The organism is Saccharopolyspora indica (genome assembly GCF_027853965.1).
In the GTDB taxonomy this organism is placed as follows: Bacteria; Actinomycetota; Actinomycetes; order Mycobacteriales; family Pseudonocardiaceae; genus Saccharopolyspora; species Saccharopolyspora indica.
The window spans coordinates 101,372-125,192 of record NZ_JAQGLB010000015.1; the positions used below are offsets into that span (position 1 = coordinate 101,372).

4 protein-coding genes and 3 pseudogenes are annotated in these 23,821 nt (G+C 73.4%); all 7 read left to right on the plus strand.

Going from position 1 to position 23,821, the window contains the following annotated elements; translation table 11 throughout:
* Nucleotides 1-71 precede the first annotated feature (71 nt).
* Nucleotides 72-5,180 (plus strand): annotated as a pseudogene (locus OU416_RS27945) (SDR family NAD(P)-dependent oxidoreductase); the annotation flags it as partial.
* 13 nt (nucleotides 5,181-5,193) lie between these two features.
* The gene (locus OU416_RS27950) at nucleotides 5,194-11,553 is read left to right on the plus strand and encodes a type I polyketide synthase (protein ID WP_270930015.1); all 6,360 of its coding nucleotides are present in this window, start codon (nucleotides 5,194-5,196) and stop codon (nucleotides 11,551-11,553) included.
* A 25-nt stretch (nucleotides 11,554-11,578) separates the two neighbouring features.
* Nucleotides 11,579-16,993, plus strand: a pseudogene (locus tag OU416_RS40330) (type I polyketide synthase); the annotation flags it as partial.
* 1,383 nt (nucleotides 16,994-18,376) lie between these two features.
* A pseudogene (locus tag OU416_RS40335) lies at nucleotides 18,377-20,281 on the plus strand (type I polyketide synthase); the annotation flags it as partial.
* 27 nt (nucleotides 20,282-20,308) lie between these two features.
* Nucleotides 20,309-21,523, plus strand: a complete 1,215-nt coding sequence (locus tag OU416_RS27960) for an FAD-dependent oxidoreductase (RefSeq protein ID WP_270930017.1) — start codon at nucleotides 20,309-20,311, stop codon at nucleotides 21,521-21,523.
* Nucleotides 21,520-22,473 carry a quinone oxidoreductase family protein gene (locus tag OU416_RS27965; RefSeq protein ID WP_270930018.1) on the plus strand — a complete coding sequence of 318 codons (954 nt, stop codon included), beginning with the start codon at nucleotides 21,520-21,522 and terminating at the stop codon, nucleotides 22,471-22,473. The genes OU416_RS27960 and OU416_RS27965 overlap by 4 nt, the downstream gene beginning before the upstream one ends.
* Nucleotides 22,474-22,489: 16 nt before the next feature.
* A complete protein-coding gene (gene ccrA / locus OU416_RS27970; RefSeq protein WP_270930019.1) occupies nucleotides 22,490-23,821 on the plus strand; it encodes a crotonyl-CoA carboxylase/reductase in 1,332 nt (443 codons plus the stop codon).

A 23,821-nucleotide genomic window follows, 5' to 3' on the forward strand; every position in this document is an offset into this window, starting at 1 on the left:
ACCTGAAGCGGGCGATCAACGACGCTCGCAGGGCGAGCAAGAAGCTCCGCCTGCTGGAGGACCAGCAGCACGAACCGATCGCCATCGTCGGCATGGGCTGCAGGTACCCGGGCGGCGTCGCCTCGCCCGACGACCTGTGGCGGCTGGTGGCCGCCGGTGGCGACGCGATCTCCGGCTTCCCCGCCGATCGCGGCTGGGACGTCGACGGGCTCTTCCACCCCGATCCGGACCACCCCGGGACCACCTACGTCACCGCGGGCGGTTTCCTCACCGGCGCCGGGCACTTCGACCCGGAGTTCTTCGGGATCTCGCCCCGCGAGGCGCTCGGCATGGACCCGCAGCAGCGGCTCCTGCTGGAGGTGTCCTGGGAGGCCCTGGAGCACGCCCGCCTCGACCCGAGCTCGCTGCGGGGCAGCCGCACCGGGGTGTTCGCCGGCATCAGCAGCCTGGACTACGCGAACCTGCTGGCGGCCACCGCGGCCGGGCGCGGCGGCACGCTGTCGATGAGCACCGGTGGGAGCCTGGTCTCCGGCCGCGTCGCCTACACCCTCGGCCTGGAGGGACCGGCGGTCACCGTGGACACCGCGTGCTCCTCCTCGCTGGTCGCGCTGCACCAGGCGATCCGGGCGCTGAGAGCCGGCGAGTGCGAGCTCGCGCTGGCCGGCGGCGTGACGGTGATCTCCGAGCCGGGGCCGTTCGTCACCTTCAGCAGGCAACGCGGACTCGCCAGGGACGGCCGGTGCAAGGCGTTCGCGGCGAGCGCGGACGGCTTCAGCCTCGCCGAAGGCGTCGGCGTGCTGGTGGTGGAGCGGCTGTCCGACGCGACGCGCCTCGGCCACCCGGTGCTGGCGGTCGTGCGCGGCTCCGCGGTGAACCAGGACGGCGCGAGCAGCGGCTTCAGCGTCCCCAACGGTCCCGCGCAGGAGCGGGTCATCCGGGACGCGCTGGCCGACGCCCGGCTCCAGGCGTCCGATGTGGACGCGGTCGAAGCGCACGGGACCGGGACGTCGCTGGGCGACCCCATCGAGGCCAGCGCGCTGCTGGCGACCTACGGGCAGGAGCGGGAGCACCCGCTGCTGCTCGGGTCGGTGAAGTCCAACATCGCGCACACCCAGGCGGCGGCCGGGGTGGCCGGGGTGATCAAGGTCGTGCAGGCGATGCGCCGCGGCGTGCTGCCCGAGACGCTGCACGTGGACGAACCCTCGCCGCACGTCGACTGGTCGGCTGGTGCGGTGCGGCTGCTGACCTCGGCGCAGGAGTGGCCGCGGACCGGTCGGCCCTCGCGCGCCGGGGTGTCGTCGTTCGGCATCAGCGGAACCAACGCGCACGTCGTCCTGGAGCACGTCCCCGCGGACGATCCCGAGCCGACCGCGGAACCGGGCCCGGTCCCGTGGGTGCTGTCGGCCCGCACCGACCGGGCGCTGCGGGATCAGGCGAGCAGGCTGCTGAAGCACCTGGAAACGACGGCCGACCCGATCGCGGACATCGGCCTGTCGCTGGCGACCACCCGCCCGGCGCTGCGGCGTCGCGCCGCCGTCGTCGGTGCCGACCGCGACGAGCTGGCCGCGGGGCTGCTCGATCTCGTTCGCGCCGAGCCGCCCGGAAGCCCGGCCGACGCCGACGGCAAGGTCGTCTTCGTCTTCCCCGGCCAGGGATCGCAGTGGCCGGGCATGGCCGTGGAACTGCTGACCACCTCGCCGGTGTTCGCCAGGAAGATGGCCGAGTGCGCGACCGCGCTGCAACCGCACGTGGACTGGTCCCTGCCGGAGGTCCTGAGCGGTCCGCTCGACGAGGTCGACGTCGTGCAACCGGCGCTGTTCGCGGTGCTGGTGTCGCTCGCCGAGCTGTGGCGCTCCTGCGGCGTGGAACCGGCGGCCGTGGTCGGCCACTCGCAAGGCGAGATCGCCGCCGCGCACGTCGCGGGCGCGCTGTCGCTGGAGGACGCGGCGCGGGTGGTCGCGTTGCGCTCCGGCCTGATCCGCGAGCACCTCGCCGGTCGCGGCGGGATGGCTTCGATCGCCCTGCCGGAGACCGAGGTGCTCGACCGGATCGCGAGCAGGCCCGGGCTGTCGGTGGCGGCGGTCAACGGCCCGTCCGCGGTCGTCGTCTCCGGCGCTCCGGACGCGTTGGCCGAGCTGGTCGCCGAGTGCGAGCGCGACGAGGTGCGGGCCAAGCTCGTCCCCGTCGACTACGCCTCGCACTCGCCGCAGGTGGAGGAGATCCGCGAGGAGCTGCTCGCCGCGCTCGGCGGGATCACCCCGGGCAGCGCGGAGATCCCGTTCTTCTCCACGGTGACCGGTGACTGGCTGGACACCACCGAGCTGGACGCGCGCTACTGGTACGAGAACCTCCGCCGGCCGGTCCGCTTCGACACCGCCGTCACCGGGCTCGCCGCCGGCGGCCACGGGATCTTCGTCGAGACCAGCCCGCACCCGGTGCTGACCATGCCCGTCCAGGACGGTGCCGTCGACTGCGTCGCGCTGGGAACGCTGCGCCGCGACGACGGCGGGTTGCCGCGCTTCCTCGCCTCGCTGGGAGAGCTGCACTCCCGCGGGGTGTCCCCGGACTGGCGAGCCGTGTTCCCGACCGCTCGCCGGGTCGACCTGCCCACGTACGCCTTCCAGCACGAGCGGTTCTGGCCGGAACCGGAGCCCGCGGGCGCGGGCGACCTGGGGTCGGCCGGTCTCACGGCCACCGATCACCCGCTGGTCGCGGCCGCCGTGGAGCTGCCGGACTCCGCCGGTTTCGTGCTCACCGGGCAGGTGTCGCCGCGCACCCACCCGTGGCTGGGCGAGCACGTGGTGCTGGGGCGGGCGATCCTGCCGGGCACCGCGTTCCTGGAACTCGCACTGCGCGCCGCCGGTGCGGCCGGGATGGACCGCGTGGAGGAGCTGACCCTGCGGACCCCGCTGGTGCTGCCCGACGACGGGGTGCAGATCCAGGTCGCGGTGGGCGCCGACGACGCGGGGACCAGACCGATCACCATCCACTCCCGCCAGGGCGACGGGCCGTGGACCCGGCACGCGGAAGGCTCGCTGTCCGGCGACGCCGCCCCCGGGGTGGCGGTGGAGTGGCCGCCTGCCGGGGCGGAACCCGTTGCCGTCGACCAGGTCTACGCCGAGCTGGCCGCGGCCGGGATCGACTACGGCGGCGCGTTCCGCGGGCTGCGCGCGGCCTGGGTGCGCGACGGCGAGGTGTTCGCCGAGATCCGGCTGCCGGACTCCGGTGGTGCGGACGGTTTCGGGATCCACCCCGCGCTGCTGGACGCCGCGCTGCACCCGGCGGATCCGGCGCTGGAACGCGCCGACGACGCGGCGCGACTGCCCTTCTCCTGGCGCGGTGTGTCCCTGCACCGCTCCGGCGCCGCGGCGCTGCGGGTGCGGCTGGCCTCGGCAGGCGCCGATGCGCTGTCGTTGCAGGCCACCGACGACGCCGGTGTTCCGGTCCTGTCCGTCGGTTCCCTGGTGCTCCGACCGGTCAGCGCCGAGCAGTTCGCGCGCGAGGACGCCCTGTTCGGCATCGAGTGGACCGACCAGCCCGTCAGCGGTGGCGCGGACGTCGTCGCGGTGCCGTGCCCGTCCGGTGCGGACACCCGGGACGTGCTGGTGAAGGTGCTGGAACTGCTGCGGTCGTGGCTCGCCGACGAGCGCAGCGAGCACAGCAGGCTCGCGGTGGTGACGCGGGGCGCGGTCGCCATCGGCGACGGCGAAGTGCCGGACCTGACCCAGGCCGCGGTGTGCGGACTGGTCCGCACCGCGCAGTCCGAGCATCCCGGGCGCTTCGTGCTGGTCGACGTGGACGACCCGGCGTCGGACGTCCCGCGCTGCGACGAGCCGCAACTCGCGATCCGCAACGGCGTGGCGCACGCACCGCGGTTGGCCCGCGCCAGCGCCGACCCGGGCACCAGCGCACCGTTCGACCCCGACGGCACCGTGCTGATCACCGGCGGGTCCGGCACGCTGGCCGGGCTGATCGCCCGCCACCTGGTGGCCGAGCACGGCGCGCGGCACCTCCTGCTGGCCAGCCGATCCGGATCGGTGAGCCCCGCCGCCGGTGATCTCGACGCCTCGGTGACCGGGGTGGCCTGCGACGTCGCCGACCGCGACTCGGTGGCGAAGCTGCTGGCCGGGATCGACGACGCGCACCCGTTGCGGGCGGTCGTGCACACCGCGGGCGTGGTCGACGACGGGGTCGTCGAATCGCTGACGCCCGAGCAGATCGACCGCGTGCTGAGGCCCAAGCTCGACGGTGCGCGGAACCTGCACGAGCTCACCCGGGAGCTGGAGCTCGACGCGTTCGTGCTCTTCTCCTCCGCTGCGACCACCTTCGGTGCGCCCGGGCAGGGCAACTACGCCGCGGCCAACGCCGCGCTCGACGCCCTGGCCCAGCAGCGGCACCGCGACGGGCTGCCCGCGGTGTCCCTGGCGTGGGGCCTGTGGGCCGAGCGCAGCGGCCTGACCAGCGATCTCGGTGAAGCCGACCTGGCCAGGATGTCCCGCAGCGGATCCGCTCCGATGTCCACACCGGACGCGGTGGCGCTCTTCGACCGGGCGCTGCGAATCGGTTCCCCGGTGCTCGTCCCGGTGCACCTGGACAGCGCGGTGCTCAGCGAGCAGGCGCGTTCCGGTGCGCTGCCCGCGGTGCTGCGAGGTCTGGTGCGCACGCCGGTCAGCACGGCGGACGACTCGATCGCTCGCGACGAGCTCGGCGCACTGCCCGCACCGGAGCGGGAAGCGCGCTTGCTCGCCATCGTGCGCAGCTACGCGGCAGCGGTGCTGGCGTACGGCTCGACGTCGGCGGTCGAACCGGCGAAACCCTTCAAGGAACTGGGCTTCGACTCGCTGACCGCGGTGGAACTGCGCAACAGGCTCGCGGCGGCGACCGGCCTGCGGCTGCGGGCGACGTTGGTGTTCGACCACCCGACCCCGGCGCAGCTCGCGGCCTTCCTCACCGCGCAGTTCGCCGAGCCGGACGCCGCGGCCGGCGCCGATGCGGTCCTCGCCGACGTCGAGGAGCTGGCCCGCCGCCTGGCCGGGCTGGCCGAAGCCGACCGCGGCCGCGTCCTCGACCGGCTCCGGGACCTGATGCCGCGGCACAGCACCACCGAGGCGGCGGCGCGGCTGAGCACAGCCGACGACGAGGAGATGTTCGCCTTCATCGACCAGGAACTTGGCGCCTGACCGGGAGAACCAGATGTCCAACGAAGACAGGCTCCGCGACTACCTGCGCCGGGTGACCGCCGACCTGCACGACACCAAGCAGCGCCTCAGCGCCGTCGAGGAGAGCCGCCACGAGCCGATCGCCGTGGTCGGCATGAGCTGCCGCTATCCGGGCGGCGTCGGCAACCCCGACCAGCTGTGGCGGTTGGTGGCCGAGGGGCGCGACGCGATCACCGAGTTCCCGTCCGACCGCGGCTGGGACACCGCCGGGCTCTACGACCCGGATCCGGAGCACCCGGGCACCACCTACGCCAAGGAGGGCGGCTTCCTCGGCGGAGCTGGCGATTTCGACGCCGAGTTCTTCGGGATCAGCCCGCGCGAGGCGCTCACCATGGACCCGCAGCAGCGGTTGCTGCTGGAATCGGCGTGGGAGGCCGTCGAGAGCGCCCGCATCGATCCGGCGGCGCTGCGCGGCAGCCGGACCGGCGTGTTCGCCGGGGCCATGTACCACGACTACGGAATCCGCATCTCCCGCACGCCCAAGGGAACCGGGCGGTACCTGACCAACGACAGCATCGGCAGCCTGATCTCCGGCCGGATCTCCTACGCCCTGGGGCTGTCCGGCCCGGCGCTGACGGTGGACACCGCGTGCTCCTCGTCGCTCGTGGCGCTGCACCTGGCCAGGGAGTCGCTGCTGTCGGGCGAGTGCGCGCTGGCCCTCGCCGGTGGTGTCGCGGTGATGGCCTCGCCGTGGCTGTTCGTCGAGCTGAGCCGGCAGCGCGGGCTGGCCGGTGACGGCCGGTGCAAGGCGTTCTCGGCCGCTGCCGACGGGGCCGGGTTCTCCGAGGGTGTGGGAATGCTGGTGCTGGAGCGCCTTTCCGATGCGCAGCGCAACGGGCACCGAGTGCTCGCCGTCGTGCGCGGCAGCGCGGTCAACCAGGACGGCGCCAGCAACGGCTTCAGCGCACCGCACGGCCCCGCGCAGGAGGCCGTGATCAACCAGGCGCTGGCCGCGTCCCGGCTCAGCGCCGCGGAGATCGACGCCGTCGAAGGGCACGGCACCGGGACCGCGCTGGGCGACCCGATCGAGGCGCACGCCCTGCTGGCCACCTACGGCCGGCACCGGGACCGGCCGCTGTGGCTCGGCTCGATCAAGTCCAACATCGCCCACGCCCAGGCCGCGGCCGGGGTGGCCGGGGTGATCAAGGTGGTGCAGTCGATGCGCCACGGCGTGCTGCCCGCGACGCTGCACGTCGACGAGCCGTCGCCGAACATCGACTGGGCGTCGGGCTCCGTCGCCCTGCTGACCGAGCGGACGCCGTGGCCGGAGACGGGGCACCCGCGCCGCGCCGGGGTGTCCTCCTTCGGCATCAGCGGCACCAACGCCCACGTGATCCTGGAACAAGCCCCGGACACCGCCGAGCCCGACCGGGCCGAACTGGCCGCGGGCCCGGTGCCGCTGGTGCTGTCCGGTCGCACCAAGAGCGCGCTGCGGGCGCAAGCGCAGAACTTGCTGACCCACCTCGACGAGAACCCGGGCCTGCGATCCGCGGACGTCGCGCGCTCGCTGGCAGAGACCCGGGCGACGTTCGACCACCGCGCCGTCGTGGTCGCAGGCGATCCCGGGGCGCAGCGCGCCGCGCTCGCGGCACTGGCCGAGGACTCCCCGGCGCCGAACCTGGTGGCGGGGCGCGCTCGGCCCGAGCCGAAGACGGTGTTCGTCTTCCCCGGCCAGGGCACGCAGTGGCCCGGCATGGCCGCCGAACTGCTGGATTCCGCTCCGGTGTTCGCCGCGAAGATGACCGACTGCGCACAAGCCCTCGCCGACTTCGTCGAGTGGGACCTGATCGAGGTGCTGCGCTCCGGACGGGAACTGGACCGGGTCGACGTCGTGCAACCGGCCACCTTCGCCGTGATGGTCTCGCTCGCCGCGCTGTGGCAGTCCACGGGCGTGCAGCCGGCCGCGGTGGTCGGCCATTCGCAGGGCGAGATCGCCGCCGCGCACGTGGCCGGGGTGCTGAGCCTCACCGACGCGTGCCGGATCGTCGCGCTGCGCAGCCGGGAACTGCGCGCGATCTGCGGGCGGGGCTCGATGGTCTCCGTCGAGCGCCCGGCCGCGGAGGTCGAAGCCTGGCTGGAGCCCTGGCGGGACCGGTTGGCCATCGCCGCGGTCAACGGCCCGTCGTCGGTCGTGGTCTCCGGTGACGACGACGCGCTCGCCGAATTCGGCAAGGTGCTCTCGGCGGAGGGGGCGCTGCGGTGGCAGCTGCCGGTGGACTTCGCGGCGCACTCCCCGCACATCGACGAGCTGGCCGACGGCATCCGGCGCGCCCTCGCGCCGGTCGTGCCCCAGCGGGCGCGGATCCCCGTCTTCTCCGCCACCGACGCCGACTGGGTCGACGGGACCGGCATGGACGGCGAGTACTGGTTGCGCAACCTCCGGCAGACCGTTCGCTTCCACGATGCCGCAGCCGCCCTGCTGGGCGCCGACCACGACGTGTTCGTCGAGGTCAGCGCGCACCCGGTGCTCACCATGTCGATCGAGGACGCCGCCGACGAGCTCGGCGTGCAGGTGCGGACGACCGGATCGTTGCGCCGCGAGGAAGGCGGTCTGCACCGCTTCCTGCTCTCGGCCGGGCAGGCGCACGTCCACGGCGTCGCCCTGGCCTTGTCCTCGTTCGACGGAGCATCCGTGGTGGACCTGCCCACCTACGCCTTCCAGCACGAGCGGTACTGGGCGGAGTCGGCGGCGGGTGCCCCCGACGCGGTCGGCCTCGGCCTGGCGGAAACCGATCACCCGCTGCTCGGGGCCGCGGTGGCACTGCCCGAGTCCGACGGGTTCCTCCTGACCGGAGCGCTGTCCCGCCACACCCACCCGTGGACCGCCGATCACGCGGTGGGCGGCGCGGTGATCCTGCCCGGCACCGCCTTCCTGGAGATGGCGATGCGGGCGGGCGACGAAGTGGACTGCCCGCGAGTGGCGGAGCTGACCATCGAGGCACCGCTGGTGCTGCCCGAGAACGGCGAAGCCGCGGTGCAGGTGCTCGTCGGCGGCCCCGACGACAGCGGAACGCGCCAGGTGAGCATCTACGCCAAGGCGGATTCGTGGGTGCGCCACGCGGTCGGCTACCTCGACGGGGCCGAGCCCGAGCCCGGTCCTGCGGAGCCGTCCGAATGGCCCCCGGCCGGTGCCGAACCGGTGGACGTCGAGGACTTCTACGCCGACGTCAACGCGACGGCGCTGCACTACGGCCCGGCTTTCCAGGGCATGCGCGCGGCTTGGCGCCGGGGCCGGGAGGTCTTCGCCGAGGTCGAACTGCCGCAGTCGGCGGACGCAGGCGGTTTCGGGATCCACCCGGCGCTGCTGGACGCCGCGCTGCACGGCTTGGGAGTGGGGTCGCTGCTGGACACCGCCCGCGATGCCGAACGGGTTCCGCTGCCGTTCTCGTGGGAGGGGGTGACCCTCCACGCGTCGAGCGCGCGGAAGGTCCGGGTGCGGCTCGCCCCGGCAGGCGCGGACGGCATCTCGGTGTCGGTCGCCGACGAGACCGGGCAGCCGGTGGCGACGGTGGATTCCCTGGTCGTCCGGCCGGTCTCCGCGCAGCAGCTGCGCAGCGCCCGAGCGGCGGGCGGAGCCATGCACGTCGTGGAGTGGGTACCGGTGACCGGCGGTGCGGTCGGCTCCGGGCAGTGGGCGGAACTGGGACCGGACCGGGACCTGTCGAGCATTTCCGGCGCTCCGGACGTGGTCGTGGCCGAATACCCGTCCACCGAGCCGGATTCCGTCGTGGACGGCGTAACGCGAGCGGTGGGCTCGGCGCTGGCGCTGGTGCAGGACTGGCTGGCCGACGACCGGTTCGCCGGCGCGAAGCTGGTGATCGTGACCGGCGGCGCGGTCAGCACGAACCCGGACGAGCCCGCACCGGATCTCGTGCACGCACCGCTGTGGGGTCTGCTGCGCTCCGCGCAATCGGAGAACCCCGGCCGGTTCGTGCTGGTGGACGCCGACAGCGCGGACCGGCAGCTGCTCGCCGCGGCGGTGGCCACCGGTGAGCCGCAGCTGGTGATCCGCGGCGGAGAGGTCCTGGCCGCGCGGCTGGCCCGCCACGACGCGGCCGGCGGCCTGACGCCGCCCGACGCGGCGGCCTGGCGGCTGGACATCCCGACCACCGGCACCTTCGACAACCTGGTGCTGGCCGAGTGCCCCGAGGTGCTGGCACCGCTGGGCCCGGGCCAGGTCCGGGTCGCGGTGCGGGCCGCGGGCTTGAACTTCCGCGACGTGCTCTTCGGGCTCGGCCTCTCGCTGGGCGAGGGGGACTTCGGCGGCGAAGCCTCCGGCGTCGTGCTGGAGGTCGGCCCGGACGTGCCGCACCTGGCGCCCGGGGACCGGGTGATGGGCGCGCTCGGCGGCGCGTTCGGCCCGATCGCGGTCGCCGACCACCGGATGATGACGCACATCCCGAGCGGGCTGACCTTCGCCGAGGCGGCCACGATCCCGATCGCCTTCCTGACCGCCTACTACGGCCTGGTGGACCTCGGCGGCCTGCGGGCGGGGGAGAAGGTGCTGGTGCACGCGGCCGCCGGTGGCGTCGGCACGGCCGCGGTCCAGCTGGCCCGGCACCTGGGGGCCGAGATCTTCGCCACCGCCAGCGAGCCGAAGTGGGACGTGCTGCGCGGCAACGGGATCGCGGAGGACCACCTCGCCTCGTCCAGGTCCCTGGACTTCGCCGGGAAGTTCGCCGCGACGACCGGTGGGCGCGGTGTGGACGTCGTGCTGAACTCGCTGGCGGGCAAGTACGTCGACGCCTCCCTCGAAGTGCTCGCCGCGGGCGGCCGCTTCCTGGAGATGGGCAAGACCGACAAGCGCGACCAGCGGCAGATCGCCGCCGACCACTCCGGCGTCGCCTACCAGGCCTACGACCTGCAGGAGGCCGGGCTGGACCGGATCCAGCAGATGCTGCGCGAGCTGTGCGAGCTGTTCGAGCGCGGCGCGCTGAAGCCGCTCCCGCTGCACAACTGGGACCTGCGCCGGGCGCCGGATGCGTTCCGCTTCCTCAGCCAGGCCAAGCACACCGGCAAGCTGGTGCTCACCTGCCCGCATCCGCCGGAGAAGTCCGGAACCGTGCTGATCACCGGCGGATCCGGGACGCTCGCCGGGCTCGTCGCCCGCCACCTGGCCACCGAGCACGGCGTCGCGCACCTCGTCCTGGCCAGCCGGTCCGGCACCGGTTCGGCGGAACTCGCCGCCGAGCTCGCCGAGCTGGGCACCGACGTCAGCTTCGCGGCCTGCGACGTGGCGGACCGCGAGGCGCTGGCCGCGCTGCTGTCCGAGATCCCACCGGAGCGGCCGCTGACCGGGGTGGTGCACACCGCCGGGGTGCTGGCCGACGGCGTCATCGACTCGATGACCCCGGAGCAGGTGGCGCAGGTGCTGCGACCGAAGGTGCTCGGGGCGGTGAACCTGCACGAGCTCACCAGGGACGCGGACCTGTCCATGTTCGTGCTGTTCTCCTCCGGGGCCGCGACCTTCGGCTCGCCGGGGCAGGGCAACTACGCCGCGGCCAACGCCTTCCTGGACGCGCTGGCGCAGCACCGCAGGTGCCACGGCCAGCCCGCGGTTTCCCTGGCCTGGGGCCTGTGGGCGGCTCGCAGCGGGCTGACCGCCCAGCTCGCCGACGGGGACGTGGCGAGGATGACCCGCAGCGGCGCGATCGCCCTGTCCACCGAGGAAGCCCTGGAGCTGTTCGACCTCGGCGTGCGGGACGCCGAACCCGTCCTGGTCCCGGTGCGCGTGGACGTCTCCGCGATGCGGCGGCAAGGGGATTCGCTGCCCGCGCTGTTCCAGGGCCTGGTCCGGACCCGCCCCAGGCGAGCGGCCGCGGCCCGGCACGGGGCCGAGCAGCTCGTGTCGAAGCTGCCCGGCATGTCCGATGTGGAGCGGCAGCGCGCGGTGCTGGAAGTGGTGTGCGCGCACGCTGCCGCGGTGCTGGGCCACTCCTCGGCGGGCGGCATCGAGCCCGGGCGGGCGTTCAAGGAGCTGGGCTTCGACTCGCTGACCTCGCTGGAGCTGCGCAACCGGCTCAACGACGCGGTCGGCCTGAAGCTGCGGGCCACGTTGATCTTCGACTACCCGACGCCGCAGGAACTGGCCGAGCGCCTGGTGGCGGACCTCGTCCCGACCGCGCCCGCGGCAGAAGGCGATGGGCATGGAGATGCGGAGATCCAGCGCCTGGTCGCGGCGATCCCGGTGAGCCGGCTCCGGCAGGCCGGTCTCCTCGACCCGCTCATCAGGCTGGCCGATCCCGGCACCGCGCCGCAGCCGGAGCAGAGCAGTGCCATCGACGACATGGACGTGCAGGCGCTGTTGCGCAAGGCGCAGGGCCTCGGTTCGTGAGCGGTTCGGAGAACGTGGGAGGAATGTGATGGAGGCGTCCACCGGACAGCTCGTCGCGGCGCTGCGGGATTCGCTCAAGGAGGTCGAGCGGCTGAAGCAGCAGGTCGACGGCCCGGGCGAGCAGATAGCGATCGTGGGGATGGCCTGCCGGTTTCCCGGCGGGGTGCGCAGCCCCGAGGACCTGTGGCGGCTGGTCGACTCCGAGGCGGACGCCATCGCGCCGGTCCCGGAGGAACGCGGCTGGCCGCACCCGGTCAGCGGCGGATTCCTGCGCGAGCCGGGCGGTTTCGACGCGGCGTTCTTCGGGATCAGCCCGCGCGAAGCACTGGCGATGGACCCGCAGCAGCGGCTGCTGCTGGAGATCACCTGGGAGACCTTCGAGCGGGCCGGTCTCGACCCGACCGCGTTGCGCGGCAGCCGGACCGGGGTGTTCACCGGCACGCACGGCCAGGACTACCTCGGCCTGATCACCAGCGGCGGCGGGGGCGATGGCTACCTCGCGACCAGCACGAGCGCCAGCATCCTCTCCGGACGCATCGCCTACACCTTCGGGCTCGAAGGACCGGCGGTCACGGTGGACACCGCGTGCTCGTCGTCCTTGGTGGCGATGCACCTGGCCGCGCAGGCGCTGCGCGGCGGGGAGTGCTCGTTGGCGCTCGCCGGCGGTGTTTCGGTGATCTGCATGCCCGACGGCCTGGTCGCGTTCCAGCAGCAGGGCGGGATGGCCCCGGACTTCCGCTGCAAGGCGTTCTCCTCGGCGGCCGACGGGACCGGCTTCGCCGAGGGCGTGGGAATGCTGCTGCTGGAGCGCTTGTCCGATGCGCGGCGCAACGACCACCGCGTGCTGGCGGTGCTGCGGGGCTCGGCGGTCAACCAGGACGGCGCGTCCAACGGGCTGACGGCGCCCAACGGCCCGTCGCAGGAGGCGGTCATCCGCCAGGCGCTGACCGGCGCCGGGCTCGCACCGTCCGATGTGGACTACGTCGAGGCGCACGGCACCGGGACCTCGCTGGGCGACCCGATCGAGGCCCACGCGGTGCTGGCCACCTACGGGCAGGACCGGCAGCGGCCGCTGCTGCTGGGCTCGCTGAAGTCCAACATCGGCCACGCCCAGGCGGCCGCCGGGGTGGCGGGCGTGATCAAGTCGGTGCTGGCCATGCGGCACGGCACGCTGCCCCGGACCCTGCACGTCGACCAGCCGTCCCGGCACGTCGACTGGAGCACCGGTGCGGTGGAGGTGCTGACCGGAGCGCGGCCCTGGCCGGAGACCGGGCGACCGCGCCGGGCAGGCGTGTCGTCCTTCGGGATCAGCGGCACCAACGCGCACGTGATCATCGAGCAGGGCCCGGAGCCGGAGCCCCCGTCCGCGGTGGATGCGGACGGCGTGGTCCCGTGGGTGCTGTCGGCGCGCAGCGGCGCAGCACTGCGGGAACAGGCGGCCGATCTGGCCGCGCACGCGGCCGGTCTGGGTACCGCCGACGTGGCGCTGTCCCTGCTGCGGACCCGGGCGCTCCACGAGCACCGAGCGGTGGTGCTCGGGCGGACGGCAGCCGAGCTGACCGACGGGCTGACCGCCCTGGCCCGCGCCGAACCGGCGCAGTCGGTGGTCCGGGGTGTCGCGGGAGCGCCCGGACAGGTCGGGTTCCTGTTCTCCGGCCAAGGCTCCCAGCGCATCGGGATGGGTCGTGAGCTCGCTGCCGAGTTCCCGGCGTTCGCGAGGGCCTTCGACGCGGTCTGCTACGAACTGGACCGGCACCTGGACGTCCCCGTCCGGGAAGCGGTGGGGTCGGAGCTGATCGAGCGGACGGCCTGCACCCAGGTCGGGCTGTTCGCCTTCGAAGTCGCGCTGTTCCGGTTGCTGGAGCACTGGGGAGTGCATCCCGCCGTGCTCCTCGGACATTCCGTCGGCGAGTTCGCCGCGGCCCACGTCAGCGGCGCCCTGACGCTCGGCGACGCGGCGAAGCTGATCGCCGCCAGGGGACGGCTGATGCAGGCCCTGCCCACCGGTGGCGCGATGGTGTCGGTCCAGGCACCGGCCGCGGAAGTGCTTCCGCTGCTGACCGAACGCGTCTCGCTCGCGGCCGTCAACGGCCCGGACGCCGCGGTCATCTCCGGCGATGCCGAGGAGGTGCTCGGCATCGCGGAGGTGCTCGCCGAGCGCGGCCGCAAGACCAGGCGGCTGCGGGTCAGCCACGCGTTCCACTCGCCGCTGGTGGAACCGGTGCTGGCGGAGTTCCGGGAGGTCGCCGAGTCGGTGACCTACTTCCCGCCGCGACTGCCGGTGGTGTCCAACGTGACCGGCTCGCCGGTCACCGCGTTCACCCCGGACCACTGGGTGGACCACGCGCGCAACGCCGTGCGCTTCGCCGACGGCGTGCGGTGGATGCAGGACAACGGGGTCCGCTGCTTCGTGGAGGTCGGACCGGACGCGGTGCTCGCTCCGATGGCCCAGGAATGCGGCGTCGCCGAAGCAATCCCCACCTGCCGCCGCAACCGTTCCGAGGTGTCCGCGGTCATGACCGCCTTGAGCAGGCTCCACGTGGCGAACGTGCCGGTGAACTGGGAGGCGGTGCTCGACGCGCGCGCAGCGGGCATCGTCGAGCTGCCCACCTATCCGTTCCAGCACAAGCGGTTCTGGCCGGGACCGCCTGCGGCCCCGGCGGGACTCGCGGCCACCGCGCCGGAACCGGCCGAGGAGATCGAGGCCGCCGACGAGCTCGGGCTCGCCGACCTGCCCGAACCCGAACGCCGCTCGGCGTTGCTCGGATTGGTCCGCAGCAGCGCGGCGGCGGTGCTGGGACACGACTCCGGCCAGGAGATCGAGCCCGACCAGCCGTTCCAGAACCTCGGCTTCGACTCGATGACCGCCGTCGAGTTCCGCAACCTCCTGCAGCGCACCGCCGGGGTCCCGTTGCCTGCGACGCTGGTCTTCGACTACCCGACACCGGCGGTGCTGGCCGAGCACATCGGTGCCGTGCTGCGCGGGGAAGCTCGACCCGTGGCCGAGCCGGTCGGCGCCGGTGCCGTCGCCGACGAGCCGATCGCGATCGTCGGGATGGGCTGCCGGTACCCCGGCGGGGTCGACTCGGCCGACGACCTGTGGCGCCTGGTCGCAACGGGCGGCGACGCCATCTCACCGTTCCCGGCCGACCGCGGCTGGGACGTCGACGGGGCTTACGACCCGGACCCGGACGCGATCGGCAAGAGCTACACCAGGTACGGCGGGTTCGTGCTGGACGCGGCCGACTTCGACAGCGGCTTCTTCGGGATCGGTCCCCGCGAGGCCTTGGCGATGGACCCGCAGCAGCGGCTGATGCTGGAGGTGTCCTGGGAGGCGCTGGAGCGCGCCGGGATCGACCCGCAATCGCTGCGCGGCAGCCGGACCGGCGTGTTCGCGGGCATGGTGTCCAGCGACTACGCCAGCAGGCTGCGCTCCATCCCCCCGGAGCTCGCCGGTTACCTCGGCAACGGCAGCGCCGCCAGCGTGCTCTCCGGCCGGGTGGCCTACGCCCTGGGCCTGGAAGGGCCCACGATGACGGTGGACACCGCGTGCTCGTCGTCGCTGGTGTCGATCCACCTGGCGGCGCAGGCGCTGCGCGGCGGCGAGTGCTCGCTCGCCCTGGCGGGCGGCGTGACCATCATGTCCACACCGGCCGCGTTCATCGAGTTCAGCAGGCAGCGGGGGCTCGCAGCCGATGGCCGCTGCAAGGCGTTCGCCGCCGCGGCCGACGGCACGGCCTGGGGCGAGGGAATCGGGATCGTCGTCCTGGAACGGCTGTCGGACGCGCGGCGCAACGGCCACCAGGTGCTGGCCGTGCTGCGGGGCTCGGCGGTGAACCAGGACGGCGCGTCCAACGGCTTGACCGCGCCGAACGGGCCTTCGCAGCAGCGGGTGATCCGGCAGGCGCTGGCCAGCGCCGGACTGCGTCCCTCCGATGTGGACGCTGTGGAGGCGCACGGCACCGGGACGTCGCTGGGCGACCCGATCGAGGCTCAGGCGCTGCTGGCCACCTACGGGCAGGACCGGGAACGACCGCTGCTGCTGGGCTCGCTGAAGTCCAACATCGGCCACACCCTCGGAGCCGCCGGGGTCGGTGGCGTGATCAAGACCGTGCAGGCGATGCGCCGCGGAGTGCTGCCGAAGACCTTGCACGTCGACGAGCCCACCGGCCACGTGGACTGGTCGGCGGGGGAGGTGCGGCTGCTCACCGAGCCCGAGCCGTGGCCGGACACCGGGCGCCCGCGCCGTGCCGGGGTCTCGTCGTTCGGCGTCAGCGGCACCAACGCGCACCTCGTGCTGGAGCAGGCAGTTGAAGAACCGGACGACTCGCGGCCGGACGCGACGGTGTCCGCCTGGGTGCTCTCCGGGAAGAGCCCGGAAGCCCTCCGCGACCAGGCGTCCCGGTTGCTCTCGCACGTGGAGTCCGCGCCCGGGCTGCCGATCGCCGACGTCGGGCACACCCTGGCCACCGGCAGGTCCGCGTTCGCGCACCGGGCGGCGGTGGTGGGAAGCCGCGACGAGTTGACGAGCGGACTGCGGGCGATCGCCGACTCCCCGCCGCAGGAAGCGGCCGCAGCCCCTGGGCGGGTGGGCGTGCTGTTCTCCGGGCAGGGCTCGCAGCGGCTCGGCATGGGAAGGGCGCTGCACCAGGAGTTCCCCGTGTTCGCGACCGCTTTCGACGATGCGTGCGACCTCCTGGACGAACACCTCGCGGGACACCTCCCGCACGGCGTCCGCGAAGTGATACACGCGGCCGAGGGCAGCCCGGCAGCCGCGCTGCTGGACCAGACCGCCTACGCCCAGACCGGGCTCTTCGCGTTCGAAGTGGCCATGTACCGGTTGCTGGAGCACTGGGGAGTGCGGGCCGATCTCGTGCTCGGGCACTCGGTGGGCGAGCTCGCCGCGGCGCACGTCGCCGGGGTCCTCGACCTGGACGACGCGGCGGCCCTGGTCGCGGCCCGGGCCCGGTTGATGCAGGAACTCCCCGCAGGCGGGGCGATGGTGTCCCTGCGCGCGACCGAGCAGGACGTGCGGCGCGTGCTGACCGACGAGGTCTCGATCGCCGCGGTCAACGGCCCGCGGTCGACGGTGATCTCCGGGCCGGAGGACGCCGTGTCGGCCGTCGCCGCCCGCTTCGAGAAGGCCAAGCGCCTGCCGGTCAGCCACGCCTTCCACTCCGCGCTGGTCGAACCGATGCTGGCGGAGTTCGCCGAGGTGGCCGCGCGGCTCACCTACCGGGCGGCGGCCGTCCCGGTGGTCTCCAACGTCACCGGTGAGGTGTGCGACGACATCGCCACGCCCGAGTACTGGGGGCGGCACGTGCGGGCCGCGGTGCGGTTCGCCGACGGCGTGCACGCGCTGCACGAGAAGGGCGTTCGGCACTTCGTCGAGGTCGGACCGGATGCGGTGCTGACCGCGATGGCGCAGGAGTGCGTGCCCGGCTCGTGCATCGCGACCAGCCGCCGGAACCGGCCGGAGACGACGGGCGTGCTCGACGCGGTCGCCCGGTTGCACGTCGACGGTGGCGAGGTCGACTGGCAGCGCGTGTTCGAGACCTGGCGGCCTCGCCGGGCGGACCTGCCGACCTACGCCTTCCAGCACCAGCGGTACTGGCTGGACGACGCGGCCGACGGTGCGGAGGCGCACGAGGTGGTGTCGCTGGCCGGCGGCGAGGACGTGCTGCTGACCGGTCACCTGCGCAACGCATCCGACACCGACCTGGTCGAACTGGTGCTGCGCGCGGGCGAACGGATCGGCTGCGACAGGATCGGCGAACTCACCGTCGAAGTGCCGCTGGCGGGAGCCGACGTCGACGTCCAGGTGCTGGTCCGGTCCGGGACCGCCACCTGCTACGCCAGTTCCGACGGCGACTCCTGGACCCGGCACGCCACCGCGACCCTGCTGGCCGCCGGGGCGGCGAGCGCCGGGCTGCTGGAATGGCCGCCCGCGGAGGCCGAAGAGGTCGAGCCGGGCGTGTGGCAGCGCGGGGACGAGATCTGCGCCGAGATCGCCCTCGACGCGGACCGGAGCACCGACGGCGTGGGCATCCACCCGGAGCTGCTCGCGGCGGCTCTGCGGCTCACCGGCGATGACCGGCGGCCGGTCGCCTGGAGCGGGGTGACCCTGCACGCCGCCGGTGCCACCTCGGTGCGCGCTCGCCTCACCACCGCGGGCGCGGACGTGGTTTCCGTGCTGCTCGCCGACGACACCGGCGCCCCCGTGCTGTCGGTCGAGTCGGTGCAGCTCGGCGACGTCCAGCCCGAGCCGGGACGGCATGCGGTGCTGTGCCTGGAGTGGAACTCCCGTCCCGGCGATGCGGCACCGGCGGACATCGCGGTGCTCGGCGACGACCGGTCGGGAGTCGCGAAAGCGCTGGCGGACGCCGACATCCCGGTGCGGGTCGCAGCAGGTCTGTCCGAGTTGGACGAAGTTCCCGAAGCGGTGCTCGTCCCCTGCGGCCCCTGGGCCGGTGAGGTGCCGACGGCGATCCGCACCGCCACCGCGGCCGCCGTCGACCGGCTGCGCGCCTGGGTGAGCGAGTCGCGGTTCGCCCGGTCCCGGCTGGTCTTCGTCACCCGGGGCTCCGAGCTCGTGGCGGCCCCGCTCTGGGCGCTGCTGCGATCCGCGCAGCTGGAACACCCCGACCGGTTCCAGATCGTCCACCTCGACGGTGACGTGCCCGGCGACCTGCTCGCCGCGGCCGTCGGCTCCGGGGAGCCCCAGGTGGCCGTGCGGGCGGGCGAGATCCAGGTGCCCAGGCTCGCGCGCACGACCGTGACCGAGCCGGACCAGGCGCTGTTCCCGACCTCCGGCACGGTGCTGATCACGGGCGGCTCCGGCGGTCTCGCCCCGGCGGTCGCGCGGCACCTCCTGGACCGGCACGGCGTCACCGACGTCGTGCTGCTGTCCCGTCGTGGTGGCCGGGACGGTGCGGGAATCCGCCACGTCGCCTGCGACGTGGCCGACCGGGCCGCGTTGGCCGCGGTGCTGGCCGACATCCCCGAGCTGGCCGCGGTCGTCCACCTGGCGTGCGCGGTCGAGGACGGGCTGCTGGACTCGCTGACCCCGGACCGCCTGGATCACGTGCTGCGGCCCAAGGTCGACGGCGCGCTCAACCTGCACGAGCTGACCGCGGACCGGGACCTGGCCGCGTTCGTGCTGTTCTCCTCCGCCGGGGCCGTCGTCGGGAGCCCGGGCCAGGCCAACTACTGCGCGGCCAACGGCTTCCTCGACGCCTTGGCGCGGCATCGCCGCACGATCGGCCTGCCCGCCACCTCGCTGGCCTGGGCGCCGTGGCTGGCCGCCGACGGGATCAGCGGTCGGCTCGCGGACAAGGACCGGGCGCGGTTGTCGCGCGGCGGCGCTGTTGCGTGGGAGACCGACGAAGCACTGCGCGTGCTGGACGCGTGCATCAGCAGCGGGCGGCCAGACCTGGTGCCGATGCGGGTGGACAACGCCGTCCTGCGGGAACAGGCGCGCACCGGAGCGTTGCCACCGGTGCTCTCCGACCTGGTCCGGGCGCGCAGGTCGGCGCGAACCGCCGAGCGCAGCAGCGATGAACCGGCACTCGCGCAGCGGCTCGCCGCGATGTCCGAGGAGGAACGCGCGGAAACGCTGCTGGAGCTGGTCCGGACCCACGCGGCCGGTGTGCTGGGGCACCAGTCGGCTGCGGAGGTCGATGCGCGGGCCGCGTTCCTGGAGCAGGGATTCGACTCGTTGAGCGCGATGGAGCTGCGCAACCGCCTGGCCACCGCGCTCGACGTGGCACTGCCCGCGACCGTCGTCTTCGACTTCTCCACCCCCGCGGCGCTCGCCGAGCACCTGGCGTCCCGGACGGCCACCGAGGAGTCCGGCTCCGCGGTGTTCCAGAGCGGGTCGCTGGACGACGACGCGGCCGGACCGCTGGCCGCGCTCTACTGGCAGGCCTGCGAGCTGGGCAAGATCGAGGAATCCGTGCACCTGCTGGAGGCGGCGTCGCAGCTGCGGCCGATGTTCCACGCGGACGCACCGGCCGAAGCCCCGGCCACGGTCCGCTTGGCGACCGGGGACGCCGAACCGCTGCTGATCTGCTTCCCGTCGTTCGCACCGGTCGCCGGCCCGCACGAGTTCGCCAGGTTCGCCGCGGGTTTCGGCACCTCGCGCGAGGTGTGGGCGATCCCGCAACCGGGCTTCATCAAGGGCGAAGAACTGCCCGCGACCATCGACGCGCTGGCGCTGATGCACGCCAACGCGGTGCGAGAACGGGCCGCGGGCCGCAAGTTCGCGCTGGTCGGCCGGTCGGCCAGCGGCTGGCTGGCGCACGAGGTCGCCCACCTGCTGGAGCAGCAGGGCATCAGCCCGCAGGCGGTCGTGCTGGTGGACAGCTCCTCGCCGGAGCACATGGCCAAGACCGGCGTGGCCAACGCGATGGGCGGTGCGATGGCCGACCGGGAGAGCGGGTTCGACCTGCTCAGCGACATCCGGCTGGCCGCGATGGGCGCCTACTCGCGGATCTTCGACGGCTGGCGGCCCAAACCGGTCCCGACGCCGACAGTGCTGCTCAGCGCGCTGGATCCGTTCTCGCCGGCCCTGCTGGAGGAGGACAACGAGCACCACGGGCAGTGGCGGTCGTTCTGGGAGCTGCCGCACGAGGCGGTGGACGTTCCCGGCGACCACTTCTCGATCTTGGAGGAGTACGCCGATTCCACCGCGACAGCGGTGGAGAAGTGGCTGCAGGACAACGTCTGAACGCCCCGAACGGAAAGGCGGACAACAGTGAAGATCGTCATCATCGGGGCAGGCTTCGGTGGTATGGCCTGCGCCATCTGGCTGGCCGAGGCCGGGCACGAGGTGGAGCTCTACGAGCAGGCCCCGCAGGTGCGCACCAGCGGCAACGGTGTGCTGCTGCTGCCGAACGGAACCGGCCTGCTCGGCGAACTCGGCGTCGAACTCGACGGCCTCGGCGCGCGGATGGACACCGTGGACGGACTGTTCCGGGACGGCACCCGGGCATTGCGCGTCGACCTGGCGAAGATCGCCGCGCACTACGGCGGAACCGTCCTGGTGGGGCAGCGCGGGAGGGTGGCCGAGCGGTTGGCCGCCCGGCTGCCCGACGGCGTGCTCCGGCTGGGCATGAAGTGCACCGGGGTGCAGCAGATCGGGGAAGGACCCGGCTCGGTCGCAGTGCGGTTCGCCGACGGCAGCGAGGCCAAGGCCGACCTGGTGATCGGCGCCGACGGTCAGCGGTCGGTGGTCCGCACCGAGCTGTTCGGCGAAGACCCGGCGGTCTACCTCGGCGACGCCACCTGGCACGGCATCTGCGAGATGCCCGGCGAGTTCGCCGACGGGCACGCGGTGCACAGCATCTTCGGAGACGAGGGCATCTGCGTGATGCACCCGGTCGGCGACGGCCGGGTGTACTGGGCCTTCGAGCTGCCGTTCACCGACGGCGACCGGCTGCCCCCGGGCCGGCCGGGCGACACCCGGTCCCTGCGCGGCGAGGGCTCAGCGGCGGAGAACCTGCGCGCCAGGTTCGGCCACTGGCCCGAACCCGGGCTGCGCCGGCTGCTGACCGTCATCCGGGACGAAGACGTCAGCGTCTTCCCGCACATCATCCACCGCGAACTCCCGCAGTGGGGCGAAGGCCAGATCACGATGGTCGGCGACGCTGCGCACGTCGTGCCGCCGCGGGTGGGCATGGGGCTGAGCCAGGCGCTGGAGGACGCTTGGGTGCTCTCCCGCACGCTGTCCGGCGGCGGCGACGTGGTGGCGCAGATCCGCGGCTACGAGCAGGCGCGCATCCGCCGGGTGCACAAGATGCAGAAGGCCGCCCGGGCGCTGGGCCGCGACACCGTGCCGCTGCCGCCCTGGCTGCTGCGGGTGGTCGGCCGGTTCCTGCCCGCCACCAAGTTCAACCTCGCCCAGGTGCGCAACTCCAGCAACTACCTCAACGACGACCTGCCCGAGATCGCCGGGGCGGTGCGCCGATGATGCGGGCGGGAGTGCTGCACGCCTTCGGATCGGCGCCCCGCTTCGAGGAGTTCCCGGCGCCCACCGCCGCTGCCGGGGAGACGCTCGTGCGGGTCAAGGCGGCCGCGATCACCCCGCTGGCGCGCTGGATCGCCAGCGATCGCGACTACGGCCGCAGCGATGTGCCCTTCATCTGCGGCAGCGAAGGAGTCGGTGAACTCGAGGACGGCTCCCGGGTGTCCTTCGGCGTGCTTCGCGCGCCCTACGGTGCGATGGCCGAAGTCGTACCCGCGCCCACCCGGCTGTGCACGCCGATCGTCCGGGACGACGTGGACGACGTCCTCGCCGCCGCGGTGAAGAACCCGGGGGTGTCCGCCTTCAACTCGTTGGGGTGGGGCGCGAAGCTGCAACCGGGCGAGAACGTCCTGGTGCTCGGTGCGACCGGAGTGGCGGGGCGGCTCGCGGTCCAGGTGGCGAAGCTGCTCGGCGCGGGGAAGGTGATCGCGGCAGGGCGCGACGAGAGCGGCCTGGAAGTGCTCCAGCAGCTGGGCGCCGATGAACTGGTCCCCTTGGGACAGTCGGACTCCGGCCTGGGCAAGGACTTCCGGCGGATCACCGAGCAGATCGGCGTCCAGGTGGTGCTGGACTACCTGTGGGGACGTCCGGCCCAGGTGCTGCTCGACGCCATGCCTCGGCGGCTGATGGCCGATCGCGAGATCCGCTACCTGCAGCTGGGCAACAGCGCTGGAGCAACGATCTCCTTGCACGCCAACGCATTGCGCCGAACCGGTGTGACGCTGGGCGCGGGCGCCCCACCGCCGGTCGAGCTGGTCCAGGAGAACTACCGGAAGGTGCTCGACGGCGTCGCCTCGGGTCGGCTGCGGATCGATTGCGCTGCGGTGCCGCTGTCCGAGATCGAGGCCGCGTGGCAGCAGGACACCCGCGGCCGTCGGCTCGTCGTCGTCCCCTGAGAGGAAGAGGGAAATCATGGATGCACTCGCCGCCGCGGCACTCGACGGTGCCGACGCGAAGGAGCTGGAGAGCCACCCGGTGCCCACCGAGTACCTGGCCGTGCACACCGGCATCGAGGACATCGGCATGTTCGGCGGTGCCGAGGACAAGGACGTCCGCAAGTCGCTGCGCGTGGGCAGGGTGCCGATGCCCGAGCTGGCTCCGGACGAGGTCCTGGTCGCCGTGATGGCCAGCTCGGTCAACTACAACACGGTGTGGTCGGCGACCTTCGAACCGGTGCCGACCTTCAGCTTCCTGCGCCAGTACGGCAAGCGCGGCTGGTGGGAGCGCCGCCACGACCAGCCGTACCACGTGCTCGGCTCCGATGCGGCCGGGGTGGTCGTGCGGACCGGTTCGGGGGTGCGCCGGTGGCAGCTCGGCGACCACGTGCTCGTCAGCCCGATCCAGCTCGACGACCAGGAACCCATGACCCAGGCCGACGGCATGCTCGGCGAGGGGCAGCGGGCCTGGGGCTACGAGACGAACTTCGGCGGCCTCGCGCACTACGCGGTGGTCCGCGCCAGCCAGCTGATCCCCAAACCCGGCCACCTGAGCTGGGAGGAAGCGGCGAGCATCCCGGCCTGCGGGGGCACCGCGTACCGGATGCTGATCGGCGATCGCGGTGCCCGGATGAAGCTGGGCGACGTGGTCCTCATCTGGGGCGCCGCGGGCGGGCTCGGCGTGTACGCGGTCCAGCTGGTCAAGCAGGCCGGTGGGATCGCGGTCGGGGTCGTCGGTTCCGAGGAGAAGGCCGAGCGGGTGCGCGCGCTGGGCTGCGACGTCGTGATCAACCGCACCGAGCTCGGCATCGGCGACGACACCGGCGACGACCCGGCGGCGGTGATCGAGGCGGGCAAGCGGATCGGTGCGATCATCCGGCGGGAGACCGGGGAGGACCCGCACATCGTCTTCGAGTACGTCGGCCAGGCGACCTTCGGGATCTCCATGTTCGTGGCCCGCCGCGGCGGGGTGGTGGTGACCTGCGGCTCCAGCACCGGCTACCAGCACCAGTACGACAACCGCTACCTGTGGATGAAGCTCAAGCGGCTGATCGGCAGCCACGCGGGCAACCTGCAGGAGATGTGGGAGTGCGTCCGGCTCGCCGACCAGGGGCGCATCGTGCCTGCTCTGTCCACTGTGCACCCGATCGAGGACATCGGCGAAGCGGCCCGCTTGGTGCAGACGAACGGTCACACCGGAAAGGTCGGCGTGCTCTGCCTCGCCCCGATGCGCGGGCTGGGCATCACCGACCCGGAGAAGAGGGCGAGCATCGGCGAACACCGCCTCGCCCCGCTGGGAATGGGGTGA

What these genes read in the sequence shown, in the direction of transcription:
- ccrA (WP_270930019.1), top strand. Translation starts at nt 22,490, where the DNA reads ATGGATGCACTCGCCGCCGCGGCACTCGACGGTGCCGACGCGAAGGAG.
- OU416_RS27950 (WP_270930015.1), top strand. Translation starts at nt 5,194, where the DNA reads ATGTCCAACGAAGACAGGCTCCGCGACTACCTGCGCCGGGTGACCGCC.
- OU416_RS27965 (WP_270930018.1), top strand. Translation starts at nt 21,520, where the DNA reads ATGATGCGGGCGGGAGTGCTGCACGCCTTCGGATCGGCGCCCCGCTTC.